15 protein-coding genes (1 of these 15 cut by a window edge) are annotated in these 18,481 nt (G+C 47.4%); 1 reads left to right on the top strand and 14 read right to left on the bottom strand.

Going from position 1 to position 18,481, the window contains the following annotated elements:
- From BBR47_RS10685 to BBR47_RS10665, 5 genes are all read right to left on the bottom strand, one after another.
- Positions 1-690, bottom strand: partial view of an alkaline phosphatase family protein gene (locus BBR47_RS10685; protein WP_041749363.1) — the 5' portion only. Its footprint begins 795 nt before the window's first position; the window shows 690 of its 1,485 coding nt (coding positions 1-690); its start codon is at positions 688-690; the stop codon falls past the left edge of the window.
- A gap of 130 nt (positions 691-820) precedes the next feature.
- A complete protein-coding gene (locus BBR47_RS10680; RefSeq protein ID WP_012685789.1) occupies positions 821-2,317 on the bottom strand; it encodes a S41 family peptidase in 1,497 nt (498 codons plus the stop codon).
- Complete coding sequence (locus BBR47_RS10675) at positions 2,314-4,314, bottom strand: S-layer homology domain-containing protein (protein WP_012685788.1); 2,001 nt, start codon at positions 4,312-4,314, stop codon at positions 2,314-2,316. Before BBR47_RS10675 ends, BBR47_RS10680 begins: the two co-directional genes overlap by 4 nt.
- A gap of 56 nt (positions 4,315-4,370) precedes the next feature.
- Positions 4,371-5,486, bottom strand: a complete 1,116-nt coding sequence (locus tag BBR47_RS10670) for a Nif3-like dinuclear metal center hexameric protein (protein ID WP_012685787.1) — start codon at positions 5,484-5,486, stop codon at positions 4,371-4,373.
- Positions 5,462-6,196 carry a tRNA (adenine(22)-N(1))-methyltransferase gene (locus BBR47_RS10665; protein WP_012685786.1) on the bottom strand — a complete coding sequence of 245 codons (735 nt, stop codon included), beginning with the start codon at positions 6,194-6,196 and terminating at the stop codon, positions 5,462-5,464. The genes BBR47_RS10670 and BBR47_RS10665 overlap by 25 nt, the downstream gene beginning before the upstream one ends.
- A 383-nt stretch (positions 6,197-6,579) precedes the next feature.
- Between BBR47_RS10665 and BBR47_RS10660 the strand changes: the two genes are divergently transcribed.
- Positions 6,580-7,860 carry a S8 family peptidase gene (locus tag BBR47_RS10660; protein WP_012685784.1) on the top strand — a complete coding sequence of 427 codons (1,281 nt, stop codon included), beginning with the start codon at positions 6,580-6,582 and terminating at the stop codon, positions 7,858-7,860.
- Between the two features lie 78 nt (positions 7,861-7,938).
- On the opposite strand, the gene BBR47_RS10655 is transcribed toward BBR47_RS10660, so the two are convergent.
- The 9 genes from BBR47_RS10655 to glyQ all read right to left on the bottom strand — a co-directional run bounded on the left by BBR47_RS10655 (position 7,939) and on the right by glyQ (position 18,310).
- Positions 7,939-9,078: an acyl-CoA dehydrogenase family protein gene (locus BBR47_RS10655; RefSeq protein WP_012685783.1), complete on the bottom strand. Its 1,140-nt coding sequence runs from the start codon at positions 9,076-9,078 to the stop codon at positions 7,939-7,941.
- 138 nt (positions 9,079-9,216) lie between these two features.
- On the bottom strand, positions 9,217-9,381 hold the full coding sequence (locus BBR47_RS31220) for a hypothetical protein (protein ID WP_012685782.1): 165 nt from the start codon (positions 9,379-9,381) through the stop codon (positions 9,217-9,219).
- Between the two features lie 75 nt (positions 9,382-9,456).
- Entirely contained in the window at positions 9,457-10,371 is a 915-nt protein-coding gene (locus BBR47_RS10650) for a hypothetical protein (RefSeq protein WP_012685781.1), read from the bottom strand.
- 93 nt (positions 10,372-10,464) lie between these two features.
- Entirely contained in the window at positions 10,465-11,595 is a 1,131-nt protein-coding gene (rpoD, locus tag BBR47_RS10645; RefSeq protein ID WP_012685780.1) for an RNA polymerase sigma factor RpoD, read from the bottom strand.
- Positions 11,596-11,629: 34 nt separating this feature from the next.
- On the bottom strand, positions 11,630-13,504 hold the full coding sequence (gene dnaG / locus BBR47_RS10640) for a DNA primase (RefSeq protein WP_012685779.1): 1,875 nt from the start codon (positions 13,502-13,504) through the stop codon (positions 11,630-11,632).
- Positions 13,505-13,706: 202 nt separating this feature from the next.
- Positions 13,707-14,543: a pyruvate, water dikinase regulatory protein gene (locus BBR47_RS10635; protein ID WP_012685778.1), complete on the bottom strand. Its 837-nt coding sequence runs from the start codon at positions 14,541-14,543 to the stop codon at positions 13,707-13,709.
- An 11-nt stretch (positions 14,544-14,554) separates the two neighbouring features.
- Positions 14,555-15,199 (bottom strand): helix-turn-helix transcriptional regulator, encoded by a 645-nt coding sequence (locus tag BBR47_RS10630; protein ID WP_012685777.1) that lies wholly within the window; start codon positions 15,197-15,199, stop codon positions 14,555-14,557.
- 122 nt (positions 15,200-15,321) lie between these two features.
- A complete protein-coding gene (glyS, locus tag BBR47_RS10625; RefSeq protein ID WP_012685776.1) occupies positions 15,322-17,391 on the bottom strand; it encodes a glycine--tRNA ligase subunit beta in 2,070 nt (689 codons plus the stop codon).
- Positions 17,384-18,310, bottom strand: a complete 927-nt coding sequence (gene glyQ, locus BBR47_RS10620; protein ID WP_012685775.1) for a glycine--tRNA ligase subunit alpha — start codon at positions 18,308-18,310, stop codon at positions 17,384-17,386. The genes glyS and glyQ overlap by 8 nt, the downstream gene beginning before the upstream one ends.
- Between the last annotated feature and the right edge of the window lie 171 nt (positions 18,311-18,481).

Raw genomic sequence — 18,481 nt, 5'->3', positions numbered from 1 at the left:
TTTATGATCATTCTCTGGCAGATAGACTAGCGTAAAATGTGGCTGATGACCACTGCGAATCACCTCAATCATCACATCGATTGCATAAGTATCATTAATTCCGTAGCCTTCCAAAGCGGATTGAGAGAAGCCCCAGGGGACGGTACGAAATAACGCCGGGCTCACCAGTGTCCCCATACTCATGATCGTTGGACCACTCACCTTTTCGCGCAGGGAAAAAGATGTAATTGTATCAAGCAAGGTTGGCATACTCACCTTATGCTGCTTATGTCCGCGATGGGCAATCACATTGATGGAACCAGATACAAGTTTGTTTTCTTCCAGTACCTCATGAATGGTTTTGACATCCTTGCTCAGATGACGTTCATTCAAATCAAAAAGGACGTTTTCGGCACAGCTTGAGATGCCTATTTTTCGGATAGAAGCGACCCCATTAATATAATTCACCATCTGTTTCTGCTCTGCATCATACCAAACTAAACCCGGTACTTTGTGCTGATCGGGGTAGACTCCCGTAATGAGAGAACAATCTATCGAAGCCGTCATTGTAGGGAAAACGGTCACACAATCTGGTATGTATTGGCTATGCTCCATGAAAAACCGAAGCGCTGGTGCTTTATTGGCAGCAATGCATCGCTCCAGAACATCAGGCATCATAGAGTCGATCAGGAATAATATGACCTTTTTCATCCGGCTGCCACCCTTCTCTTCGTAATAGCAATAGTCATAGTCGCACCTGATAGTGTTCGATTTTGCATGACCGAGTATACGCCTGAAAAAGAAAAAGCCCCTGCTCGCCAAAAGCGACAGGGGACCATGCTCACGAAGTAAATGTGAGAGTGTTGATACCATTTTTCGTTTGCTGTTTTAGTGCAGGGTACTTCTTCAAATATGGAGCAAGTGCTACGTAATCTTTCTCGCCAATGGACGGATCATCCAGCAAATGCGAAAGTACAGCAGCTCGGATTTGCAGCCCTTGAGGCGTTTGTTTAAAGAGAGGATCTACCGTAGGGAAAGGAATTCCATTGATGACGGTATCGCCTTCTGCGTCACTCAGTTCCCACGTATTGACGTTCAATGAATGGAGAGCTTCTACTACTTGTGCTCCATAATCCTCCACAACCATATCCGGTTGCAGCCCTACGTGATTCACCACAGTATGCTTAGGGGTAAAATATTCATTCAATGTGAGCTTGAGTGCGTCGCCGTCTGACAAAGGAATAACTTGTTGGGCACTTCCTTTTCCAAATGTCTTGGTACCCACAAGTTTGGCGATGCCATGATCACGCAGCGCACCTGACAACAGCTCAGATGCAGAAGCGGTTCCGCCGTTTACCAAAATTCGCACTGGAATGCCGATATCCTGCCCATTTCGTACCCACGTCTCTACCTCTACCCCATTGCGATTCGTGGTATACATGAGCAAGCCTTCTTCCATAAAGAGGCTCGCGATATCCCGCGCTGTGGACAAGTATCCCCCGCCATTATCCCGCAGGTCTAACACCAATCCGGACAACGGCTTTTGCACACGGGATAGTTCAGCAAGCTTATCCCTTACCTGGATGGCTCCTTCTGATCCGAATGTTTCCAGACTGATATAGCCAACTGCGCCCTTCGAAAACATCTGTCCTTCCGCTTCCGGCAAGGTCATCGAGGCACGCTTCAACTTTATCTGGTGCTCCCGTTTATCAGATGGACGATATACAGTAAGAACGGCTTCAGTCCCTTCGTTACCCCTCAAATAAGCATACGCTTCTTCAAAAGACTTTCCGACCAGCGAGGTCTCATTGACTTTGATCAATTGATCGCCTCGTTGCAAGGGAGAAGCTGCTGCTGGAGAATTCGGAACGATTTCACGGATGATAATATGATCATTTTGCCGCCGGAGACGAAAACCAAATCCAACGAATTGATTCTCAACGTCAGATTGGAACAAACGCAGTTCATCTTGCGTAAAAAATACGCTGTGTGGGTCGTCGAGTGTAGAGAGCATTCCATCAATCGCCCAAGTGTTCATCGTCGGCGTATCAAACCCGCCTTTTTTCTGCCATTCTACAAGCCTCAATTCCAACTCGTCCCAGGTGTCATCTTCTTCAGAAACTTTGAATTGAAGTTGTTTTTTCTGATTAGCCTGCTCACTGACCACCTCTAGAGCCCCTTTTACCAATTGTTTGGCTACCGGTTTGCTCAAGTGGCTCTGCATGACGTGCTGGAATACTTCTTCTGTTTCTTCGAAAGGATACTCTGCCGCTTGCACAGGAAGAACAGTTGTGAGTAGCAGTACAGCTGCTACTGCCCATTGACTAAATCGTTTCATGGCGCCACCCCTTTTCGAACATCATCAGGTATCGAGAATGCAACATTGCTTGTAAAGTCGTAATTGTCGGTACCCGAATAGGCTACGTATCCGTCGCCCTCATAAATTTCTTCATAACGCCATGTATGTTTGACAATTTGGTCGCTAGCTCGATCAATATAATACTTGTTCATGAACAAGGGAACCTCTTTCACTTTTCCCTGTCCGAGCGTAACCTTCTTTGATTTCTCTACCAGCATGGAGCCCGGAATCCACTCTGTAATGACATCATACTTCCCGTATGATTGCTTGTAGTAGCGTGCATGAAGCTCCTTGGCACGATCGGCTACCTTGACAGCACCAACCCACTCGTGCAAAAAGTCCACTTTGTCCGTTCTACTCTTGTCCCATGTCTGCCGATCCGTATCGTACGAGTATTGCGTGTTTGTTTTCCCATCTGTATAGGAGAGCAGCTTGTCTGATATTAGTTTTTGCGGAGATTGATAAGAGCCGGATATCCTGCTTATTTGCTTTTCCTTGTTAACATCCTGCGTGTATGAGAACGTCAATCCACTCAACACCGCTTCACCCTTCACTTGATAGGTGTCGGCATTGTCCAACTTCCGCAAAGAGTACCCCAAATCAGAAATAATAGCTGGCTGATCTTTTAACGATGCAAACTCTTGACGCAACATTTTGTGCAACTGATTCATTCTGCTGTCTGACGCTTTCGGTTTCATCGCAGCAAGAACCTCTTCAGCTTCCTGCATACGTCCTTCCTGCAAATAATAGTAGGAAGTATTCAACAATGCCTCCGGGCTCCTGTCGGCAAATCGCTTGTATCGAGCCAGCGCCAGGTCTACCTGACCACTCCTGATTTCCAGTGCCCCCAAATACATGGCGAGCGATTCCCATTCTTTGGAATCCTGCTTCACTTTTTGTTCATAAGCACTAAGTCGGTCAAGCACTTTTTTGTATTGGCTTTGATCCTTGTTCCCTAGCTGCAAGGCGATATCGTACACATTGGCACTCAACAGCCCGAGTGTTTCCGGGAGAATGATTTTGTCTTCGAAGTAAGCGTCGATAGAAAGAAAAGCTTCCTCCAGATTGGTTTCAATCGGTGTTTCAGGATTCCAGCTCAGTAAATAGTGAACACCGACTTGATTGGGGAAGGAGTCATCCGCCAGCTTGCGTAACTGTTCAAATGTCTCTTCACTATCATTTCTACTGCGAATAGCGGCAGCCGCATCTACATAAATCTGTTCTTCTGTTGTTTTGGGATCTGCATAGGTTGCGAATAATGGCAATACCTCTTCGAGATCCGGGACCATGGGGAACTTTTTCCCGTCGTAATCCAGCAGAGGCATGATTCCATCCTGAAGGAAATAATTCACCATGCGATCAGCTGCGACCGCAGCATCTCCTCGCTTCACTCGTTCCGTTTTTTCTCCCTCTAGCCATCCCCACGAACGCACTTCTTCCCACGCATTTTTACTATCTGGAGACATGGTGAACATTTGCAATATCTTGGCAGCTTCTTCTTTGGTGATCGGCTGATTCGGCTTCATCATCTCACCGGGAAAAATGTACTGAATCGCATTTGGGCCGTACAGTCTATCCAAGATCGTGGAGATGCGCAATGTTGGTTTGTACATCCAGGTTAGACGGTCAACGTCTTTATACGGCAAATACGGTTCCTGAAAACCTTCTGCCCGCGCCCACTCCGAATGCTCGGATAAGAAAGTAAGCGGATAGATCTGATACTGCCCCCCGTAATAAAGCCGATCGATCATGACGAGAAATTCCGCACGTGTCATGTCACGATTTGGGTAAAACTTCGGAACATTTGGACCAGCCTCAAACAAACCGAGCTGCACGCCTTGAATGATTGCATTTCTCGCCCAGTGCTTGCTGATGTCATTGTATGGCAATAAGCCCCCAGCCGCTGAAGCGACGCCGGGGGTGAGTAAGCTTAATGTCAGTAATCCACAAGAAATTGTCCGGATTAGTTTTTGCACATAAAATCCTCCTACACTTCATCTGGCAGGCAACAAAAGGTTGGTCCTGCTACGTCTTAAACAAACTGGAACGGATCTGTGTGCACGCGCGAAGGAATAACCTCTGTTTCGTAACCATTTGCCTGCAATTGTTCAAGCAAGATAGTCGCCAGCTTTTCCTTCATGATTTTTTCGATATTGTGACCAGCATCTACGATCGACAAGCCTTCTGCTTGCGCATCGTGTGCAGTGTGATAACCAATGTCTCCTGTTAAATAAACATCCGCGCCTTTAAAAATGGCTTTGGAAACAAAGGAGCTTCCGTCTCCACCTACTACCGCTACTTTTTTGACTGTCGCATCCAAGTCGCCAACTACGCGTAGGCCGTGGAGGGAGAATCGTTCTTTGACGAGCAAAGCAAACTCTCGGAGCGTCAGTGGTTCAGGCAGAGTACCGATTCGCCCAATTCCGTATGCAGTTCCGGACTGCTCCAAAGGAATGATGTCGTAAGCGACTTCTTCGTAGGGATGGGCAGCAAGCATTGCTTTAACCACAGCCGATTGCCTGGAGGCAGGAACAATCATCTCGATCCGAACTTCCTCTACTTTTTCCAATTGACCTGTCGAACCGATATGGGGATTCGTTCCTTCCCCTGGTAAAAAGGTTCCGGTGCCTTCTGTCTGAAAAGAACAGTGGCTATAGTTGCCTACATGCCCTGCCCCCGCTTCAGCAAGTGCGGAAAACACCACTTCCTTATGAGTAGCGGGCACGAATACGACGAGCTTCTTCCAAGCCTCTCTTGAAAGAACATCCAGTACATCTACATTAGTGAGTCCAACCGCTTCTGCGAGCCAATCGTTCATCCCCCCATACGCAACATCCAAATTGGTATGGGCTGTATATACCGCGATGTCATGCTTGATCAGCTTTTCGAACACACGTCCTGCGGCGAGATCTGTCCTAAGGTGTTTCAGTGGTCGATATATAACGGCATGGTGAGCCACAATCAGGTCTACACCCTCTGCGATTGCTTCCTCCACCACAGATTCTAGTACGTCTAGTGCGATCATCACTTTTTTTACCTTTTTTTGCAAGGTGCCAACATGAAGGCCAATCTTGTCGCCTTCCATCGCCAACGATTTAGGTGCAAGACGTTCTACATATTGGATTACTGTTTGTCCGTGCGCAAGCATGCGATCACCTCATCGATCCATTTTACTTCTGCTTCGATTTCTTTGATTCGTTCTGCTGCTTCCGGCTTGTCCGAACGCTTTAATTGAACGATGATCTTTTGCCATTTTTCATGCTCATGTAGCCACTTCGCTTGTAATACCTCTGATTTTTCCACCCAAAGAAATGGACCAATGCGCAGGAGCTCTTGCTGCGTACGATCTTTGCCCTCATAAGGCAAGGTAGGATTGCCTCGTTCTGCGACGAGAATCTCATAAATCACGCCGTCTTCTTGCAATATGGATTCCGCGATTAACTGCCAACCATTCTCTATCATCCACAGGCGAACCGCTTCTTCCCCTACGTTTGGTTGCAGAATCAGGCGTTGCACACCTTCCAGTTTGTCTTTTCCTGCTTCCAAAATGGAAACGATCAATTGTCCGCCCATCCCAGCAATGCAGACCACATCTGCTTCCCCAGGTTGTAATACCGCGAGCCCGTTTCCTTTACGTACCGAAGCGCGATCTTTTACCTGCAATGTATGTATTTGTTTTTTTGCCGCTTGAAAAGGCCCTTCATTCAATTCGCCAGCGATCACGAAAGAAGCAATTCCTTTTACAAGCAAATAAGAAGCCAACAACGCATGATCCGACCCGATGTCGGCGACGCGGGCTCCTTCTGGACAATAGCGGGCAATTGTTTGTAGCCGCTTGGATATTGATACTGATGTCATCTGTATATTCACCTTCCGTTGCCTCTATTCTACCCTATTTGGCAGCAATTGCGAAATGCAAATTCCCTAACAGATGATCAGCAAAGAACGACAAAATCCTCACTGTTGCACCCAGCAGGGACAAGGCCATTAAGGGGGGCCCTTTGGTAGTAGTCGAGAGGCTTACAGGTTGCCATTAGGTGGATGTAATGTTCGGAATAACAAGCAAAATTTTTAAATATGGCGTTGTTTTATCGCATTTTATGCAATTTGATTTAATTTTCACTGAATTGTGAACTTTATTTTAATAAATAAATATTTACAAAATTTTTACAGATATGTATATTAACGCCATGAACATCATGAACTAACACAAACTAACTATCTTTAAGGAGGAGAAAAGTTTGAAAAAAAGAACCGGCAAGTGGTGGGCAATGGGATTACTCTCTTCGGCGCTAGTGATGAGTGTCTTCACAGGAGTGGGGGCAGCCAGTAACGACTCGCTCAATGAATTTGATACTGAACGGGTATTAATTCAATCAGATTCGGATGTGAAAACCGGTTATTTTGCTGGACCTTTGGAAGTACGCCATGATTTTGGTGAAGATGGCTTTACCCTCGATGTAAATAGTGATCAACTTGACCAACTGAAAAGCGATCCCAATGTAAAAATCACCGTATTGCAAAAATTAAAGATCGCTGAGTATATAGAAGAAGATCAAGCAAGTGCGCTAGAGGTCTCTCCTGCGGCAGTCGTTCCGTGGGGAATTAAAGCAATCTATAAAAACCAATCCCTCTCCGCTACAACTGGCGGTGCAGATGTTCGTGTTGCAGTCCTGGATACTGGCGTGTATACGCAGCACCAGGACCTAACCGCGAACGCAGAGCAGTGCAACGATTTCACGCAATCTTCTTCGCCTGTTGTTACTGGTGCTTGCAATGATGCGCATGGTCATGGAACACACGTCGCCGGAACTGTTCTCGCTGACGGCGGCAATGGCGCAGGTATTTATGGTGTAGCACCAGATGCAAAGCTATGGGCATATAAAGTACTGGATGACTCTGGATCCGGCTATGAGGATGACATTGCCTATGCTATTCGTTACGCTGCTGACCAATCCGCTCAATTAGGCGTGAAAACGATCATCTCTATGTCTCTTGGCTCTAGCGGTAAGAGTACCCTTATGGAAAGTGCCATCACGTATGCAAACCAAAAAGGTGTATTAGTCGTCGCAGCGGCTGGTAACTCCGGACCGACAGTGAATAGCATTGGCTACCCTGGAGCATTAGTGAATACAGTAGCCGTAGCAGCGTTGGAGAATGTTCAACAAAACGGAACCTACCGTGTAGCTGACTTCTCTTCTCGTGGCAAGAGCGGGCAAGCGGGAGACTACGTGATTCAAGAGCGTGATGTGGAAGTATCAGCACCAGGACGCGCTATTCAGTCTACATGGAATAACGGAGGTTATAATTCCATCAGCGGAACTTCCATGGCAACTCCACACATTTCCGGTTTGGCTGCGAAAATCTGGGCATCCAATCCATCTTGGAGCTCTCAAGATGTTCGTGTAGAATTGCAAAAACGCGCGAAAGGAAATGACATCAAAGGTGGCTCAAACGCTACTGTAGGGGACGATATCGCGAGTGGATTTGGTTTCCCAACTGTACAATCTGGCGATCAATAAAAAGTAACAAACAAAAAAAGAGCCATGGCTGTCAGTTAACGCTGGCAGTCATGCTCTTTCGTTGTCAAAAACGGAAGGCTAGCACCCGATTTCTCTTGCGATGACATTACGTAAAATCTCTGAAGTCCCCTCGCCGATCTCTAACAGTCGGGCATCGCGGAAAAATCGTTCTACCTGATACTCCCGCATATAACCATACCCACCGTGAATCTGAATAGCCTGATGTGTAGCAGACATGGCAATCTCCGAAGCATACAATTTTGCCATTGCTGCTTCTTTCGTAAATTTGCGACCATGATCTTTCAACCACGCTGCTTTATACACCATCGTTCTCGCCAGCTCTATATGCATCGCCATATCCGCCAGCTTGTGCTGGATCGCTTGAAAATGACTCAAGGAATTGCCAAAAGCCGTACGCTGCTTGGAGTATTGCAACGCCTTGTCGTAGGCAGCCTGTGCAATTCCTACTGCCATAGCTCCGATCCCGATTCGCCCACCATCAAGTGTAATGAGAAACTGCTTGAAGCCTTCTCCCCGCTTCCCAAGGACGTTTTCCTCTGGCACGCGGACATTTTCAAGAACGAGCTCCGTCGTATTGGAGCTGTGCAAGCCGAGCTTTTCATAGTTCGCCAACACCTGAAAGCCAGGTGTATCAGTCGGAACGATAAAAGCAGTAATACCTCGTGAGCCCTGCTCTTTGTCAGTCACAGCTGTCAAGGCGAGAAACGAAGCATAGGAGGCATTGGTAATGAAGCATTTGGAGCCGTTAATCGTCCACTCCCCATCTGCTAAGATCGCATTCGTCCTCGTACCGCCTGCATCAGACCCTGCATTTGGTTCGGTCAATCCAAACGCACCAAAGCTTTCGCCAGAACAAATTTTGCTTAAATAGTTCAGCTTTTGCTCTTCTGTTCCAAACAAAGCCAGTGGAGCGCCACCTAACGAGATATGCGCCGAATACGTAATTCCTGTAGAGCCACATGCACGACTTAGCTCTTCCACAACGATCGCAAAACTCGTGGAATCGGCTCCCGCACCCCCGTATTTCTCAGAGAAGGGAAGGCCCATCAAGTTCAGTTCGCTCATCTGCTTGAATATTCCGACAGGAAATTGTTTAGTTTGATCGCGTTCATCTGCTTCCGGTGCCACTACCTCATCAGCAAATTCGCGTATCATTTTTTTTAACATTTGTTGTTCTGAAGTCAAATCGAAGTTCATAATCGCTGCCCCCTTGAAAACGCTTTAGTAAAGAACCATCAAGAAATACACAATTTTGACTGAGCGTTTGTTCAGAATACTCTTACCATTATACACCACGATTTTGGATTCATGTGGAATTTCTCAAAAAAAACACGCCTATGATCGGCGTGCTCCTAATAAAATCGCTCCCAAAAAAGAGACAGATGCTGCTATGAATCCGATGCTATATGTATGTACACCCATAAATTTGGCTACTGTTTCTCCACCCAGAAAAAAAGCCGCCAGCAATATACCGATTAAAACTCTCCAATTGTTGTTCATTTATTCACCCCGTTTGCTCTCTTCTGAAATTGTAACAGATAAGCAGGCAGAGGAGAACGAGAAGTCTCGCATAGTCTACAGTCTCAACCACGCATACCAATATCCACGCGTGAAGAAGAACAAAATGGACGCGATGAACACCTTAATGAACAACAGCAATTGAATCATATCTCGCTTCGCCGCTGGAATATACAGAGCCTGTATCTCTGCACCAAAGAAAAAGGCAAGTCCACATACTGCAAATACTCCCGCCCATTTCGAATTGGCCTTATTCATCAAGAAGCCCATACCTGTGAGCAAGCACGCAAGCGGTACCCAGTACAGCTCCGATGTCCACCATGTATAGTCTATCCCTACTCGATGAACGGTTGTAATGCCATACAAGATGGCCAAACCCAGTAACCCTGCATAGAGCAAATAAGCATAGCCGAAAACAATTGCGCTGATGCACAACAGCATGCAAACGAAGCCTAAATAAAACAGGATAAACGGCAAGCTACCATCCATTTTTTGGATACAATAAACGCCTCCCGCGATCAAAATCCCAAAGGACAAAGCCAGGAATAAATGCGTCAATGGCGGGGCTGATCTTCGATAAACGAGTCCCAGAATATAGAAGACGAGAGCGAAACAGGCAAAGATGGTAATTTGCATTGGGGTTTGAAAACGGTTAAAATGAAAAGCAAGTAAGATCAAACCAGCAATGACAAAGGCACCAAGGAGCCATGCCACTACCATTTTCCCCGTCACTGGAGAGACAGTTCTAGGTGCATATGTGTTTGTGACAGATGATGTTGAATTGACTTTTCCTGACAGCACACTCGGTGCCGTTCCCATTCGCTCATTCCCGCCTGCGGACGCCGGTGTATTTGGCCGATCCCCTTCTGTATACAGATTTAACAAGAAGATGCAGTAATGTTCAGGCAGTAAATGGTTGCGCCGCCAGTTTTCAATTTCGGCGATAATCGTGCGCTTGCGCTGGTCGTCCAACGCGGCCCCTCCTAACTACGACAAAAAGTGTATTCCTTCATGAATAAGAAAAGCCTACGTCGGCTAACGTAGGCCACATACTTCTTATATCGGTTATTCTAAGAAATCTTTTAAGCGTTTACTTCTACTCGGATGACGCAATTTGCGAAGAGCTTTTGCTTCGATCTGACGAATCCGTTCACGGGTTACACCAAACACTTTGCCTACTTCTTCTAACGTCCGTGTACGTCCGTCATCTAACCCGAAACGCAGACGCAGTACATTTTCTTCCCGGTCTGTTAATGTATCCAAAACGTCTTCCAACTGTTCTTTCAAAAGTTCATAGGCAGCTGCATCAGATGGCTCCAATGCATCCTGATCCTCAATGAAATCACCTAAGTGGGAATCGTCTTCTTCCCCAATTGGAGTCTCCAGGGATACTGGTTCTTGAGCAATCTTCATGATTTCCCGAACTTTTTCCGGAGTGAGATCCATTTTTTCAGCGATTTCTTCTGGCATAGGTTCACGACCTAGCTCTTGCAGAAGCTGACGGGAAACGCGGATTAATTTATTGATGGTTTCCACCATATGAACCGGAATCCGGATCGTTCTAGCTTGGTCTGCAATGGCACGGGTAATCGCTTGGCGAATCCACCAGGTCGCATACGTACTGAACTTGTAGCCTTTGCGATAGTCAAACTTTTCCACCGCTTTAATCAGACCCATGTTCCCTTCTTGAATCAAGTCGAGGAAGAGCATACCACGTCCTACATAACGCTTCGCAATCGATACTACCAATCGCAAGTTCGCCTCAGCCAGACGTCTTTTGGCTTCCTCATCACCTTGTTCAATTCGCTGCGCTAGTTTAATCTCCTCTTCTGCGGAGAGCAGAGGAACTCGACCAATTTCCTTCAGATACATCCGTACAGGGTCATTGATCTTAATTCCAGGCGGAACGGAGAGATCGTCAAAATCAAATTCTTCGTTGTCCTCGTCTTTGATGATCATTTGATCGACTTCATCGTCGTCATCTTCATTCTCATTGTTGTTAATCTCAATGCCTTGATCACCTAGATATTCAAAAAACTCATCCATTTGATCAGAATCCTGCTCAAAACCTGCCAAACGAGCAGTAATCTCCTTATACGACAATGCGCCGCGTTTCTTGCCTAATTCGACCAACTGTTCCTTCACTTGTTCGATGGACGTTGCTTCCATGTCGGAAGTAATATTTTGCTTGTTCATCTACTTTCCCTCCTTCCCCGGGAATGATCTGAAGCTACCCTTCTTTTAAAGCATTTTCCAATTCAAGAATCTTCATCCCTGTAACGGCTGCTTGAAGTTCAAGTTGTTTGCGCGCATCCTCGCTGTCCGCTGCGGCCGCTTGGAGGTGTAAGCTCCGCTGCTCATCGCGCAATCGTTCCAACTCGGCACGCTTCGGGTAGTTATTCACTTGTTTGATGTAGTCACCGATCTCTAATTCAGATACGTCGTTGTTGCACTCCATCATGGCCAATCCCGAGGCTAATTGCTTTAACAAATCGTCTTGCACGTAATGTATAAACTTTCCAGGGTCTTCCGGGTTTCCCTCTGCATAGTAGGCGTACAGGTAGGCAGCCAGCGCATCGTGTTCATCCACCTGAAAGTGGGCACTGCATTCCTGCTGGACGCGGGCGGCTATTTCTTCGTTCCGCATCATGTAGTAAAGCAGCATGCGCTCAGCCGTGTGATAAGCGGGTGGCAGTGTTTTCGCGAGCGTAACTTTGCCATTATTTATACTATTATTCCATGCTGGCGTCACTTTATCCCTTTGGCGCTCACTTTTTTGCTGATTGTAGGCGCGTTTGGACTCCCATTTGAGATCACCGAGAGTAAGGGAGTATTCTTCAGCCAATTGCCGTTGATACATGTCCCGTTCCACCGGGCTGCCCAGTTCATTGATGATCTCGACCGCCTTCGCGATTAAGCGAGCTTTGTCCGTCTCATCTTTTATTACGAACTGACTGCGTAAATGTTTCAGACGGAAAGCCGTAATTGGCATCGCCTGTAACAATACCTGCTGGGAAAATGCTTCAGCCCCATGCTGGCGGATGTAATCATCCGGGTCCACTCCTTGTGGAAGCGGAGCTACTCGAACGATCAAACCGGCTTGCTGCAAAACGTGAATCGCTTTGCTCGTTGCTTCTTGTCCTGCAGCATCTCCGTCATAACAGAGTACGACTGACTCTGTATTGCGACGAAGAATTCTGGCCTGCTGCTCCGTCAAGGCTGTTCCCAAAGTGGCAATACCTTGCGTAAAACCCGCCTGCCATGCCGATATGACATCGACATATCCTTCAAACAACAGCGCCTCTTTTCTCTTTCTAATGATGGGGCGTGCACGATGAAGATTAAACAGCGTAGCACTTTTGTTGAACAAAAGGCTCTCCGGGCTATTCAGATACTTGGGTTGAGACTTTTGATTGGAATTGTGCTTCGATCCTTGCAGTAAGCGCCCACCAAATCCGATGGCGTTACCTTGGGAATCCTGAATCGGAAACATGATACGACCTCGAAAGCGATCAAAGATTTTTCCTGCATCGCTTCTAGCCAATAACCCTGCTTCCACCATCAATTCCTGTGAAAATCCCCGCTTTGTCAACTGCTGCGTCACGAAATCCCAGGAATCCGGGGCAAACCCGATTTGGTATTCGGCGATTGTCGCCTCAGACATTCCGCGCTTTGCGAGATACTTCATCGCTTCTGCGCCATACGGGGTTTTCGTAAGCACGTAGTGGTAGAGGCGTGAAACGAACGTATGCGCTTCTTGCATCACATGCTTCATCCGTTTTTCAGGTGATTCCTCTACTTGCTGCGGCTGGGGCACAGCTATCCCGGCACGCTCCGCCAATTTGTGCAGTGCCTCTGGAAAAGTCAATTGCTCCAGTTTCATTAAAAAGGAAAAGATGTCCCCACCTGCTCCACAGCCAAAGCAATGAAAAAACTGTCGCTCTGCATTTACGTTGAAGGAAGGGCTCTTTTCAGAGTGAAACGGACATAGACCGAGAAAGGCACGACCGCTTTTTCTCAGTTGAACGTACTCTCCTACAACGTCTACGATGTCGACAGCGGCACGCACTTGATTTACAAATTCATCTGAAGTGGGACCAGTCATGTCTTTCCACCTTTATAAGGAGAATCGCACGTGAGAATATTTAGTTCGTCAAAATTCGTCAATTTCCTTCTTTGCATCGAACTTCTTTTCTTCTTTTCTACTTTTCCACATTTCTTAAGGCAATAAACGCTGAGAACTCACGTATGATAAGCACCTCAGCTAATTGAAATTCTACAAAAAACGTCAAAATCCTTCTTTCGGCCTATTTCCTTTCATTCCGGAGATTGTTTTTTCGAATCATCTCCAAAATGATGTTTGCCGTTTCTTCTACTGCCTTGTTGGAAACATCAATAACAGTACATCCGAGGCGCTCAATAATGCGCTTCGAATACGCCAGTTCTTCGGCAATCCGTTCGAGATTGGCGTAATTTGCTTGTGCTGTCAATCCCAGTGCCTTCAGACGCTCTGTCCGAATGCCGTTCAGTTGCTCCGGATTGATGGTAAGCCCAATACACCGTTCGACTGGCAGTTGGAACAATTCTTCCGGTGGCTCTACCTCCGGGACAAGCGGAACATTGGCAACCTTAAGTCGTTTGTTAGCCAAATACATGGAAAGAGGCGTCTTGGAAGTACGCGAAACGCCAATCAAAACCACATCTGCTCGCAACAGACCGCGTGGGTCCCGACCATCGTCGTATTTGACAGCAAATTCGATGGCATCTACTTTGCGGAAATACTCCTCATCCAGTCGGCGTACCAAACCCGGTTTTCCGGTTGGTGGCTCTTTCAACATGCCCTGCAATGTATTCATCAAAGGCCCCATAACATCAAGAGCCGGAATTCCGTGAAGAGCAGCTTGTTGTGTAATATACGTATTCAGCTCCGGAATGACCAGAGTGAAAACGATCATTGCCCGCGATTCTTTTGCCGAAGCAATGATTTCGTCAATCGATTCCTTGTCTTCTATATACGGATACTTTTGTACATCAAACAAAAAACGATCAAACTGACTAGCTCCTGCGCGAACGACAAGTTCGGCCGTTTCGCCGATGGAGTCTGAGACTACATAGATGAGCTGTCCTCGCTGATTACCTTGCATCGCTTCTCCTCCTACACTTTCGGTTCGCTACCCAATTCTACAAATGCTTTCGCGATCGTCGTCTTGGTGACGCGCCCCAACAGCTCCATTTGCTTCGGATCTTCCTCGCTAGGCCTTACGACAGGCAGAGAATCGATCTGAAAATCGATCAGCTTTTTAGCAGCTGCGTACAAGGTCTCATCAGGTGCGCATGTAATGATATTCGGCATTCTAGACATGATAATGCTGACTGGCACATCCTCCAGCGTCTTATTGCCTAAAGAAGCCCGCAGGAGGTCTTTTCGTGAGATCACGCCAGCCAAATATCCTTTTTGGTTGACGACGAATAACGTGCCAACATCCTCCAAAAAGAGGGTAACAATGGCGTCGTAAGCCGAGGCGGATTCGGATACCACGATCGGTACCGCCTTGTAGTCATTGACGAGAAGCTTGTGAAGCCGTTCACTTATGACTGAGCTTGCGGGTCTGCCGGCATAAAAATACCCGACCCGAGGTCTGGCTTCTAGATATCCTGACATCGTGAGGATGGATAAATCAGGGCGCAGCGTCGCGCGAGTCAAATTCAGTCGCTCCGCGATATGTTCTCCTGTTATCGGTCCGTCATCCTTCACTATCTGTAAGATGTGCTCTTGTCGTTTGGTAAGCTCGATGACCAATCACCCCGGTTCTGTCTTTACCTCTTCCTAGTATTACTCTATTCGACGGGATATTCCTTCTTTCACGCGGAAAAAAGGTGCCCCCGCCTGATTTTCAGACGAAGGCACCAGTGTTATTTGGTTTAGGCGAAAACAATTTTGGAAAAATCTGCGTAGCGATAAAGCACACGAGAAAGCTGCAAGAGAAGTCCAAGACGATTCGCACGAACAGCCTGATCTTCGGCCATGACCATGACTTTATCAAAGAATGCGTTAATCGGCTGGCGCAAGGTTGACAAGGTTGCGAGCACCTTCTCTTGATCCTTCAGACCCTCTACATCCTTCTGAACAGCTTGGAATGCCTGATACAAGGCCCGCTCCACATCTTCTGCGAACAAAGCTTCGCTGACTTGGTCTGCTTCCGCTTTTTGCGCCAGATTGTTCACCCGGTTAAACTGCTCCACAATCAGCTTGAATTCTTCTGTTTGTACCGCCCCCATTAGTGCTTTTGCTTTTGCCAGCACCTCTGGAACCAATGTCAGGTCGGCAGCAAGAACGGCGTCGATGACATCGTAACGAACACCATGATCCTGCAAGACATTTTTCAGTCGGAGTGCGAAGAAGTCTACGAGGTCTTTTTTCACGTCTTCTGCGGCTCTCTTGTTTACGCCTTGCGCTACATAGCCTTCCATCGCGGCATCCCACAGATCGGCAAGAGAAATTTGCCAATCGCGCTCCACCAAAATTGTAACGATCCCCGCTGCCATACGGCGCAGACCATACGGGTCCTGTGAGCCAGTAGGCACAATACCGATCGAGAAGCAGCCTACAATCGTGTCCATCTTGTCAGCCAGACTGACGATCGCGCCTTGAGCCGAAGCAGGCATTTTGTCTCCTGCAAAACGCGGGAGGTAATGCTCAAATACGCCACTTGCAACGACGTCGGACTCACCCGCTTTGCGCGCGTAATCTTCACCCATGATCCCTTGCAGTTCAGGGAACTCCCCTACCATGTTGGTCACGAGGTCGAATTTTGCGATTTCTGCAATGCGGTCGACTTGCTTGGTTTCTTCCGCGCTCACGCCTAGCTTGCTTGCTATTTGCGCAGCTGTTTTGCGTACACGGCGAACTTTATCACCAATTGTTCCCAGCTCTTCATGGTAAACGATTGTCTCCAAGCGTTTCAGGCAGCTTTCAATGGACAGCTTTTGGTCCTCCACGTAGAAGAAACGAGCGTCAGACAAGCGTGCGCGAAGAACTTTTTCATTCCCTTTCGCTACGTTTTCCAGAGCGCGGCTGTCTCCGTTACGTACTGTCACAAAATGATTCAGCAATTGACCCTGTGCATTTTCAACAGGGAAATAACGCTGGTGTTCACGCATGGAGGTAACCAAAACCTCACGTGGAATGGAAAGGAACTCTTGTTCGAACGTACCGTAAAGAGCGGTCGGGTATTCTACAAGATGAACTACCTCATCCAGAAGCCCTTCGTCCATTGGAATTGTCCAGCCATTTTCTTTCTCCAAGCGATGAATTTGTTCTACAATGGTTGCTCTACGCTCGTCGGGCTTCACCATGACATATTGCTCAGCCAGCTTGCTCACGTATTCGCTTGGGTGATTCAAGGTAACCTCTGTTCCCAAGAAGCGGTGTCCACGCGAAACGCGTCCGCTTTTTACACCTGCAATCTCCAGATCGATCAATTCATCGCCGAACAAAGCAACCAGCCAACGAATCGGACGAACGTATTTCAACTCGCGTGCGCCCCAGCGCATATTTTTCGGGAAGCTCATGCCGGTGATTACTTCAGCCAGTTGCGGCAAAAGCTCAGTAGTTGGTTTTCCCGCTTCGGATTTGCGAGCATGAACATACTCGATCCCGTTTACTTCTTTATAATACAATTGGTCAGGCTCAACATTGTTGCTCCGTGCAAATCCGAGTGCTGCCTTGGACCAGTTGCCCGCTTCATCTTGTGCGATTTTGCGTGCAGGACCTTTCGCTTCATCATTGCGGTCAGGCTGCTTTTCTGCCAATCCATTGATTAACAGGGCAAAGCGACGAGGTGTCTCCAATGCCGTAATTTGATCAAACGGCACGCGCTCAGCAGTCAGCCACTTTTCTACTTTTTCCTTGAATTGTGCCGCTGCCTGTGCGACAAAACGAGCAGGCATTTCTTCTAAACCAACCTCTACAAGTAAATCGCGCTTACTCATTTGTATCCTCTCCCTTCACCTGATTCACTTGATCCGCAGCGTCTGCGTTGCCTTTTTGCAAAAGCGGGAAACCGAGTCGCTCACGCTCTTTATAGTAGGTTTGTGCTACTTCACGAGACAGATTACGTACACGAGCGATGTAGCCTGTACGCTCCGTCACACTGATGGCTCCACGTGCATCCAGCAAGTTGAAGGTGTGGGAGCATTTCAGTACATAGTCATAAGCCGGGTAAACCAGGCGCTCCGCCATCAGTCTCTTTGCTTCCGCCTCATACGTATTGTAGAGAGAGAACAGCATGTCGACATCAGACAGCTCAAATGTGTATTTGGAATGCTCGTATTCTGGTTGCAGGAATACATCTCCGTACGTATACCCGTTGCACCATTCCAGATCGAACACATTTTCTTTTTCCTGAATATAGGAAGCCAAACGCTCCAGTCCGTAAGTCAGCTCGACTGCCACTGGTTTACATTCCAGACCGCCCACTTGCTGGAAGTACGTGAACTGTGTGATCTCCATTCCGTCCAGCCAAACTTCCCAACCTAAGCCCCAAGCGCCAAGACCAGGGTGCTCCCAGTTGTCCTCAACAAATCGGATATCATGCTCCAGTGGCTCGATCCCGAGTTCGCGCAAGCTCTCCAGGTACAGCTCCTGAATGTTGTCCGGCGATGGCTTCATGATTACTTGGAACTGGTGATGCTGATACAAACGGTTTGGGTTTTCCCCATATCGTCCGTCAGCCGGGCGACGGGAAGGCTCCACATATGCTACATTCCACGGCTCAGGTCCAATGGAACGAAGGAAGGTCATTGGGTTTAGCGTACCCGCCCCTTTTTCAACGTCATACGGCTGGACAATGAGACAGTTTTGCTTTGCCCAAAAATTTTGCAGCGTCAAAATGATGTCTTGAAATGTCATTTTCATGCTTGATCCTCCTCTAAACTTCGTAGAACTTAGAACTTGGCTTTAAGTCGAAACTAAAAAAACCTCCCGCCTCTACACTGCCTGATGCGACAGTGTAGGGACGAGAGGATTCTCGCGGTTCCACCCTACTTGGCGAATGACTTCTTCGCCCACCTTACAATCAAA

Source organism: Brevibacillus brevis NBRC 100599 (genome assembly GCF_000010165.1).
Lineage (GTDB): Bacteria > Bacillota > Bacilli > Brevibacillales > Brevibacillaceae > Brevibacillus > Brevibacillus brevis_D.
This window is presented reverse-complemented; position numbering and strand designations above follow the sequence as displayed.

What these genes read in the sequence shown, in the direction of transcription:
- rpoD (WP_012685780.1), bottom strand. Translation starts at nt 11,595, where the DNA reads ATGAACAAGCAAAATATTACTTCCGACATGGAAGCAACGTCCATCGAA.
- BBR47_RS10635 (WP_012685778.1), bottom strand. Translation starts at nt 14,543, where the DNA reads ATGCAAGGTAATCAGCGAGGACAGCTCATCTATGTAGTCTCAGACTCC.
- BBR47_RS31220 (WP_012685782.1), bottom strand. Translation starts at nt 9,381, where the DNA reads ATGAACAACAATTGGAGAGTTTTAATCGGTATATTGCTGGCGGCTTTT.
- dnaG (WP_012685779.1), bottom strand. Translation starts at nt 13,504, where the DNA reads ATGACTGGTCCCACTTCAGATGAATTTGTAAATCAAGTGCGTGCCGCT.
- BBR47_RS10655 (WP_012685783.1), bottom strand. Translation starts at nt 9,078, where the DNA reads ATGAACTTCGATTTGACTTCAGAACAACAAATGTTAAAAAAAATGATA.
- glyS (WP_012685776.1), bottom strand. Translation starts at nt 17,391, where the DNA reads ATGAGTAAGCGCGATTTACTTGTAGAGGTTGGTTTAGAAGAAATGCCT.
- glyQ (WP_012685775.1), bottom strand. Translation starts at nt 18,310, where the DNA reads ATGACATTTCAAGACATCATTTTGACGCTGCAAAATTTTTGGGCAAAG.
- BBR47_RS10665 (WP_012685786.1), bottom strand. Translation starts at nt 6,196, where the DNA reads ATGACATCAGTATCAATATCCAAGCGGCTACAAACAATTGCCCGCTAT.
- BBR47_RS10670 (WP_012685787.1), bottom strand. Translation starts at nt 5,486, where the DNA reads ATGCTTGCGCACGGACAAACAGTAATCCAATATGTAGAACGTCTTGCA.
- BBR47_RS10680 (WP_012685789.1), bottom strand. Translation starts at nt 2,317, where the DNA reads ATGAAACGATTTAGTCAATGGGCAGTAGCAGCTGTACTGCTACTCACA.